9 protein-coding genes and 2 pseudogenes are annotated in these 8,282 nt (G+C 71.8%); 6 read left to right on the plus strand and 5 right to left on the minus strand.

Annotation, left to right across the window (positions count from 1 at the left end; all coding sequences use genetic code 11):
• Positions 1–90 precede the first annotated feature (90 nt).
• Positions 91–1,269: a serine hydrolase domain-containing protein gene (locus tag ACGF12_RS37470; protein ID WP_393040784.1), complete on the minus strand. Its 1,179-nt coding sequence runs from the start codon at positions 1,267–1,269 to the stop codon at positions 91–93.
• Between the two features lie 45 nt (positions 1,270–1,314).
• Between ACGF12_RS37470 and ACGF12_RS37475 the strand changes: the two genes are divergently transcribed.
• The gene (locus ACGF12_RS37475) at positions 1,315–1,686 is read left to right on the plus strand and encodes a cupin domain-containing protein (protein ID WP_393040787.1); all 372 of its coding nucleotides are present in this window, start codon (positions 1,315–1,317) and stop codon (positions 1,684–1,686) included.
• Between the two features lie 45 nt (positions 1,687–1,731).
• Positions 1,732–2,118 (plus strand): hypothetical protein, encoded by a 387-nt coding sequence (locus ACGF12_RS37480; RefSeq protein ID WP_393040789.1) that lies wholly within the window; start codon positions 1,732–1,734, stop codon positions 2,116–2,118.
• A gap of 15 nt (positions 2,119–2,133) precedes the next feature.
• Here ACGF12_RS37480 and ACGF12_RS37485 read toward each other — a convergent pair.
• A pseudogene (locus ACGF12_RS37485) lies at positions 2,134–2,994 on the minus strand (RNA-guided endonuclease InsQ/TnpB family protein); the annotation flags it as partial.
• Here ACGF12_RS37485 and ACGF12_RS37490 point away from each other — a divergent pair.
• Positions 2,994–3,119: pseudogene (locus ACGF12_RS37490) on the plus strand (IS200/IS605 family transposase); the annotation flags it as partial. The pseudogenes ACGF12_RS37485 and ACGF12_RS37490 sit on opposite strands and share 1 nt — an antisense overlap.
• 178 nt (positions 3,120–3,297) lie before the next feature.
• On the opposite strand, the gene ACGF12_RS37495 reads toward ACGF12_RS37490, so the two are convergent.
• Positions 3,298–3,987, minus strand: a complete 690-nt coding sequence (locus ACGF12_RS37495) for an alpha/beta hydrolase (RefSeq protein WP_393040792.1) — start codon at positions 3,985–3,987, stop codon at positions 3,298–3,300.
• Between the two features lie 223 nt (positions 3,988–4,210).
• On the opposite strand from ACGF12_RS37495, the gene ACGF12_RS37500 reads away from it, so the two are divergent.
• Complete coding sequence (locus ACGF12_RS37500; RefSeq protein ID WP_393040795.1) at positions 4,211–4,447, plus strand: hypothetical protein; 237 nt, start codon at positions 4,211–4,213, stop codon at positions 4,445–4,447.
• A gap of 103 nt (positions 4,448–4,550) precedes the next feature.
• Here ACGF12_RS37500 and ACGF12_RS37505 read toward each other — a convergent pair whose 3' ends face one another.
• Positions 4,551–4,901, minus strand: coding sequence for an antibiotic biosynthesis monooxygenase family protein (locus ACGF12_RS37505; RefSeq protein ID WP_393040798.1), 351 nt, complete (start codon positions 4,899–4,901; stop codon positions 4,551–4,553).
• 251 nt (positions 4,902–5,152) lie between these two features.
• Here ACGF12_RS37505 and ACGF12_RS37510 point away from each other — a divergent pair, with 251 nt between their 5' ends.
• Positions 5,153–5,734: a TetR family transcriptional regulator gene (locus ACGF12_RS37510; RefSeq protein ID WP_393040801.1), complete on the plus strand. Its 582-nt coding sequence runs from the start codon at positions 5,153–5,155 to the stop codon at positions 5,732–5,734.
• A gap of 576 nt (positions 5,735–6,310) precedes the next feature.
• Positions 6,311–7,810 carry a PQQ-binding-like beta-propeller repeat protein gene (locus tag ACGF12_RS37515; RefSeq protein WP_393040803.1) on the plus strand — a complete coding sequence of 500 codons (1,500 nt, stop codon included), beginning with the start codon at positions 6,311–6,313 and terminating at the stop codon, positions 7,808–7,810.
• A 158-nt stretch (positions 7,811–7,968) separates the two neighbouring features.
• Here the strand turns inward: ACGF12_RS37515 and ACGF12_RS37520 are convergent.
• Positions 7,969–8,282 (minus strand): hypothetical protein (locus ACGF12_RS37520; protein WP_393040804.1); only part of this gene is annotated, 314 nt, incomplete at its 5' end.

An 8,282-nucleotide genomic window follows, 5' to 3' on the forward strand; every position in this document is an offset into this window, starting at 1 on the left:
CCACCGGCGCGGCGAGCACGGACCGGGCGACCGCGACCGATCGCGGCGATCAAACCCACCCGGCCAGTTGCTCGTTACCGACCCACGCTCCTAGCGGGCGAAGGGGCCGAAGACGGTGAAGGCGAGCCGCAGGGCCGGGGCCGGGGTGACGCCGCTGGCGCCGACGGAGTAGACCAGGCGCTTGCTCAGGTCCGGGGTGGCGAAGAAGCCGTCGGAGTAGCCGAGGTCGTGGCCGGTCTTGCCCCAGACCACCGTGCCGTCCTGCAGTGCAATGGCCATCAGCCCGGCGCTGAAACAGGCCTTGCCCTTGTCCGGCCCGGACTGGCAGTTCCCGGCGTCTCGGTAGGGCACCGGCTGGCCGGCGGCGTCGCGCGGCAGGATGAGCAGGTCGTGCAGTTGTTGCGGGGGCAGGAGTTCGCCGTCCAGCAGGGCGCGCAGGAAGCGGTCCAGGTCGGCGGGGGTGGAGACCATCGACTCGGGGTTGCCGCCCTGCTCGGACACGTCGGTCGGGGTGAGGGCGTCCTTCGGGAGGTAGCCGGTCAGGTGGGGCTCGGGCATCTCGGGCCGCCCCTCGGTGACCTCGGTGTGGTGCAGGTGCAGCGGCCGGAGGATGCGGGCGGTCACCTCCTGCTTGACGGAGCGGCCGGTCACCTGCTCGATGATCCGGCCCGCCAGGCGGTAGTTGAAGTTGTTGTACTGCTGCTCGGTGCCCGGGTCGAAGACCGGGGCGGCGGGCCCGCCCTCGGGGTGCAGCATGCGCTGGACGACCTCGTCGAGGGTCTCGACCCCGAAACGCTGGGCGATCAGGCCGTCGTTGTCCTTGACGTCCGGTCCTTCGACGGCCTGCGGCAGTCCGCTGGTGTGGTCGAGGAGTTGGCGGACGGTGATCGGCTTGAAGCCCTCCAGTACGGCGCCGGGCAGGTACTGCTGGACGGTGCCGTCCAGGTCGATCCGGTGCTCGGCGGCGAGTTGCAGCAGGACGGCGGCGACGAAGGTCTTGTTGATGCTGCCGATCCGGAAGGCGGCGTTCGGCGCGACCGGCTGCCCGCTCACCGGATCCTCGGCGGTGCCGCGCCAGACCCGTCCGTCGACCGTCACCCGCGCGACCGTGCCCGCTGTCGGATCCCCTGGTCGGGCGGCTATCGCGGCGTTTAGTGTGGCCCGGTCGGGGCCGTCCGTCGGCGTGCGGCCCGCGGCCAGGGCGGGCGTGGGGACGGCGACGAGGAGCAGCCCGGCAAGGGCGAGGGCGGTGCGCCTGGTGATGGCCATGGGGTCTCCGTGGCCGGTGGGACGAGGGGTGCAGAATGGTCTCCCATGGAGAACACGAGTGTGACGCCAAATCAGTTGCCCTTCTCGCGCGAGGTGCTGCTGGACGAGCCGGTTTCACCGGTGAAGCCGACCTCGCGGGTCGAGGTGCGAAGGATCACCATGCCGCCCCGGTTCGCCGCCGGGTGGCACGTGCACAACGGACCGGTGGTGGGCAGCGTGGTGGCCGGTACGGTGCACTTCCAGGTCGAGGGCGGGCCGGAGACCGAGCTGAAGGCCGGTGAGGTGTTCCACGAGCCGGTCGGGGTGCCGGTGCGCTTCGACGCCGGGGCGAAGGGGGCGACCTTCCTGGCGTACTTCCTGCTGGCGGACGGCGAGCAGCCGGAGATCGCCCTGGTGGACGGCGACTCCGCGGAATGACGCGCGAGAGGCGACGAGCTGGTGCGTGAGGGAGGGGGTGGGCTGGTGCGTGAGGGATCGGGCGCCGCGCGAGGGTTCCGGACCGGCGGTCCGCTGGTGCTCGCGGGGGCGGGGTGGCTGTGCGGCGTGCCGACGCTGCTCGCGGACGACGACGTCCGCGCGCTGGTGAGCCGCTGCCGGGACAGCGCCGGCGCGCCGGTGTACGTGCTGCCGTTGGCCTGGTTGGGGCTGCTGTCGGGGATCGGCGCGGTCTGCTGGGGTGGCTGGCAGCTCGTGACCGCCCGGCGTCGGAGCGTCGTCCGGACCGGCCTGGGGCACCTGGCGCTCTGTGCGGTGCTGCCGGTGGCGGTGCTGGCGACGCCGGTCCAGTACGCGCTGACGCGGACCGCCGTTCACGACACCGGGCAGCAGCGGAGCAGTTGCTTCGGTTGACTTCCGCTCCCCCTGCTAGAGCCGGGGGATTCCTACCACGGTCGTCTGACCGTCTCGGTGGGTTCCTGCTTCTTCGCGCTGTGCCGGGACAGGTCCCGGTCTGACCTGCGCTCGACAGGCTGTCACCGCCAGTCCGGCGGCCTTGGCTACGTTGACGGCGGCGTTGATGTCCCGGTCCAGCCACACCCGGCATGCCCGGCACCGCCAGAGGCGGATGTTGAGGGGCTTGGGGCCGTCCTGGACGCCGCAGTCGGAGCAGACCTGCGATGTCGGTTCGAACCGACCGATGCGGGTGAAGGTGCGCCCGTAGCGGGCGGCCTTGTACTCCAGCATCGCGAGGAACTGCGACCATCCGGCGTCGTGCACGGACTTGGCCATCTTCGTCCGGGCGAGTGCCTTGACCGCCAGGTCCTCAACGGCAACCGCTTGGTTCTCGCGGATGATCATCGTTGAGAGCTGGTGGTGGAACTCGCGCCGGGCGTCGGCCACCCGCGCATGAGCACGGGCGACCTTGCGGCGGGCCTTGTCCCTGTTCTTCGAGCCCTTCTCCTTGCGGGAGAGGGACCGCTGCGCCTTTTTGAGGCGCTTCTCGGCCCGGCGCAGGAAACGCGGGCTGTCGATCTTCCGGCCATCCGACAGGACGGCGAAGTGCGTCAGACCTAGGTCGATCCCGATCCGACCGTCCGTCTCGGGCATGCGCCCGAGGTCGGCGGACGGGTCGGTCTCGATGACGAAGGACGCGAAGTACCGGCCCGCCCTGTCCTTGACCACGGTCACCGTGGACGGAGTGGACGGCAGCGTGCGGGACCACTTCACCCGCACATCACCGATCTTCGGCAACGACAGGTCCCCGCCCGGCGTGATCTTCCACCGGGCGCCCCGACCTGGTCCGGCACTACTGGCGAGCACAGCGGCCCTGCTCCGGGTCGTACTTCGCCGGATCGGTCGGCGGCGCACCCCTGAGCATCGTCCGGCAGTACATCGAGCAGCGGAACCGGCCCGTCCGAGCCGAGGTCCACAGTTCGGGAGGGTGTGCCGGACCCAGCTCAGGGCAGCGTTCAGAATCGCTTCACCACCGGACCGGGGCCCGGCGCACTGCGATTGATTCCGGTAGCGGACGGGCCGTGTCGTGTCGGCCAGTGGGGAAGTGCCCCTCTCCAACATGGAGTTGATGTCCGGTCAGGCCCGGATGGGCAGCCGGGTGCAGACGGTGCCGCTCGCGAGCGCGGTGGCCTCGACGCCGAGCGCGGTGAGGGTGAAGGCGGTGGTCAGCGCGTTGATGTCGGCGGCCTGCCGGATCAGGAAGTGGGTGCCACCGGACACCTCGTAGCGTGCGAGGTCCGGGACGACCTGCCGGGCGCGCAGCGCGTACTCCAGGGACTGGGTGGCGTTGGCCGCGCTGTGGTCGGCGGTGCCGTGCACGATCAGCACCCGGCGCCCGGCGAGCTGCTCGACGGCGTCGCCGGTGGGCAGCCAGGGGGCGATCCCGGCGACGCCGACGACGCTCGGGTGCCCGGCGCACCGGAAGGCGGCCCGCCCGCCGAGCGAGTTGCCGATGAGCACCACCGGTGCGCCCGGGTGGCGGCGGGCGAGTTCGTCGAGCGCCCAGCGGGTGTCGACGGCGGTGTCGGCGTCGGCACCGTTCCAGCCGCTGTAGCGGTAGCGCAGCAGGTGCACCGCGAGGCCGTGCGGGCGGCCGCGGTCGGTGAGCTCGGTGGTGAGGTCCCGTAGGCCCAGTTCGGCGACCTTCAGCGGCCCGCGCCGGCTCCGGAGGAACCCGCCGGGCAGCAGCAGGGCGACGCCGTTGACGGGGCCCTCGCCCTCCCACGGGGTGAGCTCGGGGGTGCGGGGACGCTGCGCTCGGAACACGCCGATCCTTCCTGGGATTTCCATCCGGACAGGCGGATTCTACGGTTCCGGGGGCGGGCCGTGGGGCGTCCGCTGCGACCGGAGGACCCGGCCGGTCACTCGGGTGCGGGCGGCTGGCGCCGCAGCTGCGCACCTGTCGGCTGGACGGCGACGAGGCGTTGGAGAGGCCCGTTCGTCCCCCGCTGCGGCCGGGCGCCAGCCCGTCCAGGACGGCGCCGATCAGGTGGGGGAACTGGGCGCTGGGGCGGAGGAGGCGCTGGCGCCCTTCCGTCGCGTGCAGGCGACGGTGCTGGTCGACGACTTGGACGGCCTCGGGCAACTGCTACGGGTCCAGGGTGGGGAGCTGCTGGACGGCCCCAACGAGGTGCCGACCGGTCGCAACGCGACCGCCCGGCACCCGGGCGGGGCGGTGTTCGAGTACGTCGAGTTCGCGAAGGACCGCGTGGTCTTCGCGGGCTGAGGCACCGCTTCCCGCGACCACCGGCATGGTGCACGGATGCGTGGCTGCCGGGGGGAGGGCAGGGCTTCTCCGGCCGCCCTCCCCCTCGGCTACGGCTGCCGTGTCATACGTCGATCCGCTCGAAGATGTGCGGGTACGACACGACGTCGTCGGGGGACTCGGCCACCATGCGCTGGAACTCCGGGCTGGCGAACGCCGTGGCGAGCGCCTCGGTCGATTCCCAGACCGCGACGTTCATCAGAAGCCGGCTGTCCGCCGTTCCCTTGTGCATCTGCAGGGAGACGAATCCCGGCTGAGCCTTCATGAACTCGGCCTGCCTCCGGAAGAGGGTCAGGAACGCTTCAGCCCTCTCCTTCGGGACGACGAAGGTGTTGGCCAGGACGATGGGCCCGGTCTTCTCCTTGAACTGCGCGAACATCGGCGTATTCGGGTCCAGGCTCTGCAGCTTGGCCATCTTCGGTACTTCCTCTCGCTGTCGGTTGTCCCACGGCACTGAGGCCGGCCACCGCCGTACTGGATCCGGCAAGGCTCACGACGCTCGCTACCTGTGGCACGAGGAGATCTGACGGACGCTCAAGGGGCATCGCCGGTGACACCAGGGCCCCGGCGACTGCCACCTTGCCAACGCTTGTTGGTCAACGCTTGTTGGCAAACGTAGAGCTGCAGCCCTGGACTGTCAACACATGTTGGCCTACATTCGTTGGCATGACCGGCAGCACGGAGAACCAGCAGGCCGCCCGGCGTTCCGACGCCACCCGCGCCACGATCCTCGCCGCGGCCCGCGAGCGGTTCGCGGCGGACGGCTACGAGAAGGCGACCATTCGGGCCATCGCCCGCGACGCGAAGATCGACCCGTCGATGGTGATGCGCTACTACGGCAACAAGGCGGGCCTCTTCGCGGAGGCCGTCTCGATCGACCCCGGTCTGCCCGGCCTGTCCGTCGAACCGCGCGAGGAGATCGGCCGCACCCTGGTGCGCCACTTCCTCACCCTGTGGGAGGAGAACGGGGAGCTCACCGCGCTGATGCGGGTCGGCGCCACCGACCCTGCCGCCGCCGAGCGCATGCAGAGCGTGCTGCGCGATCAGTTGATCCCGCTGGCCCGCCGGGTGGGCCCCGCGCCGGAGCAGGCGCAGGCCCGGGCGGCACTGTGCGCCTCGACCGTGCTCGGGCTCGCACTGACGCGCTACGTGCTGCGGTTCCCGGCGAGTGTGGCGCTCAGCCGCGAGGAGATCGTGGACTGGCTCGGACCCACGGTCCAGCGGTATCTCACCGCGCCCACGCCCTAGACGGCACCCTGGGCGACGCCCTGAAGAACGCGTTGAGGGCACCCGCCGCGACCTCGGTCACGGGGGGTGCCCTCAAGGGGAAAGCTGAACTGGGTGCCGGGCGGGAGTCCGTCGGTGCCGCTTGAGGGGCAATATTGGCCCCTTGAAGGCCGGGTGCCAGTCGATCTCGATGGTGAAGCTTCGAGGTGCTGCCGTCCTGGGCGGTAAGGGTGACCGGGTCAAGGGCGGCGGTGTCGGCGGCCCCTCGTCCACCGACCGGGGATCCCCCGCATCCAGCCTCGACGCCCCGCCCTCGTCCGGCGCCCACACGCCGCGCCACGAGTGCCACGTCGAGCCGCTGCGTCGGGAGTGTCCGCCCCTGTCTCTCCGTTACCGCACCGGGCTGGTGTGGTCGGCGGCTGTCGAGAAGGCCGGGCGCGGCCGGGATTCGTAACGACCGCGCCGGTCAGGACCTCCCATGTGGAGGGAAGAGCGGGGTTTTCCCTGCTCTTTGTTTAGGATCTTGCCCTGCTCTGCGACGATCCGATGATCGTCGCCCTTTCGCGGTGGGCGGCGCTTCGCAGGGGAGAGACCGGCATGGCCGAGGGGCCCGAGGACAGTGTCGTCCGGGCGCGGACGAGGTGGCGCGCCAGGATCGCCATGAGCAAGGAGACCTGGATGGTGGTCTCCGGCGGGGTGCTGGGCGCGATGTTCGCGAGCCTGGGCCTGGCGGTGCTGTTCGCCCCCGCCAACGGGTTCGGCGGCGACAGCCTCGGGTTCATGGGGGCCGTCAGCATTCTCGGACTGATGCCCTGCGGCGCCGGCTTCGTCTGGGCGCTGATCCACCCCCGGCACGGGCTCCCGTCGGTGGCCGTCGGGGCGCTGCTGGGGCTGGGGATCTTCCTCTGCTTCGCCGGGGACGGCCTCAACGACGCCTGGAAGGCCCCGCTGGACCGTCCGTCCACGGTCCGCGCGGTCGGCAGCTGGACCAGTGGGGGCCTGGTGGTGCGGGTCCGGCCCGACGAGGTGGTGGCGTACCGCAGCGGGGGCGGGTCGGTCGCATGGCAGTGGACGCCGCCGGGCGAGGACTCGGTGTGCACGATGAGCCGGGGGACCGGACCGGGCGGCATCGGCCTGATCGGGCACTCGCCGCACGGCAAGCCGTGCGCGGCGGTGACGGCGCTGGCCCTCTCCGACGGCAAGGAGGGCTGGACCGCCACGGTGGACGCGCCCGCCCGGGACGGCGACTCCGCCGATTCGGACCTGGTCGCGGTCGCCGGGACGCAGGCCGTGCTGCAGGGCACGGACGGCTGGCGGGCCGTGCGGCTGACGGACGGACGGGAGCAGTGGCGCAGCGCGCCCGACCCCGGGTGCACGCCGCTGGAGGTCTCCGGTGGGGAGCAGGACGTGGTGACGGTCGCGCAGTGCGGCAACGCGGCGCCGGTCCTGCGGTCGCTGGCGTCCGGGGACGGGCGGGAGCAGTCTCGGGTCGCGCTGCCGGCGGAGGGCGGGCTGAAGAACCTCATGGTGGTGTCGGCCGACCCGCTCACGGTGTGGGTCGACGCCCAGGCCGAGCGCGGCACCCACGCGGTGCTCAGCTACGACCGGTCCGGGAAGCAGCGCGCCTCGATACCGGTCTCGGGAGACGAGTACGACCTGGACGTGATGCTCGGCGGGGTGCACGCCTTCGACGAGTTCACCGCCCGGCCGCTGCTCGGCGGGGTGGTCGTCGGGGACCTGTTCATCGTGCCGGGCGAGAAGCCGGGCGACGTGAGCATCAGCGGCGGCAAGCACCCGAGCCGCACCGCCACCGGGCGGCTGGTCGCGTACTCGCTGGCGGACGGCGGCAAGCGCTGGACGGCGGGCCTGGACGACCAGGTGACCGGCGTGCTGCTGGACGGCACCTCGGTGTGGGCGATGACCCGCGACAAGCTGACCCGGGTCGACGCGGCGACGGGCCGCCGGAGCCGGGAGCTGGACGTCAACGACACCACCTCGCTGTACCCGGTCGACCTGTCGGTGGCCGAGCGGGAGCGGTTCACGGTGGTGGCGGAGGACGGGACCCGGGACGAACCGCCGGTGCGGGGGATGAGCTGACCCAGCGAGGAGCCGGCCCTGCCCGCGAAGGGCGGGCAGGGCCGGAGGTGCTCAGGCGGTGAAGCGAGGGCGTCGCTCACGTGCTCTCGTCCTACCGAATGGTTCCCCGGCCGTCCGTCACCGGGGGGAATGACCAGGGAGTTGGGGTGGGGTGGCGCTCAGGCGACGTAGAAGTGCGCCGTGGCCTTCTGGGTCTCCACGATGGTCCTGGCGAAGTCCTCCGGCTGCCCGCCCCACGGGTCGGTGATCCCGGAGCCGAGGATGCGGACCTGCCGGTTCGGGCCGGTCAACTCCTCGACCGCCCGTGCGGTCTCGCCGTCCACCGCGACCAGGTCGTCGGCCCAGTGGAGAAGGCCGTCGTCCAGCAGCGCGCCGCGGTCCCGCGTTCGACATAATTCCGCGGCCTGGAGCTGCGAATCCGGGGTCTGACCTGGGCGGACGTGCGTGTGTCCGCCTGGAGGGCGTTTCTCTA

Origin of the sequence: Kitasatospora sp. NPDC048296 (assembly GCF_043201815.1) — a bacterium.
Taxonomy (GTDB): domain Bacteria; phylum Actinomycetota; class Actinomycetes; order Streptomycetales; family Streptomycetaceae; genus Kitasatospora.

Coding starts and splice junctions, on each gene's coding strand:
- ACGF12_RS37510 (WP_393040801.1), top strand. CDS start 5,153: ATGACCGGCAGCACGGAGAACCAGCAGGCCGCCCGGCGTTCCGACGCC.
- ACGF12_RS37470 (WP_393040784.1), bottom strand. CDS start 1,269: ATGGCCATCACCAGGCGCACCGCCCTCGCCCTTGCCGGGCTGCTCCTC.
- ACGF12_RS37515 (WP_393040803.1), top strand. CDS start 6,311: ATGGCCGAGGGGCCCGAGGACAGTGTCGTCCGGGCGCGGACGAGGTGG.
- ACGF12_RS37505 (WP_393040798.1), bottom strand. CDS start 4,901: ATGGCCAAGCTGCAGAGCCTGGACCCGAATACGCCGATGTTCGCGCAG.
- ACGF12_RS37475 (WP_393040787.1), top strand. CDS start 1,315: ATGGAGAACACGAGTGTGACGCCAAATCAGTTGCCCTTCTCGCGCGAG.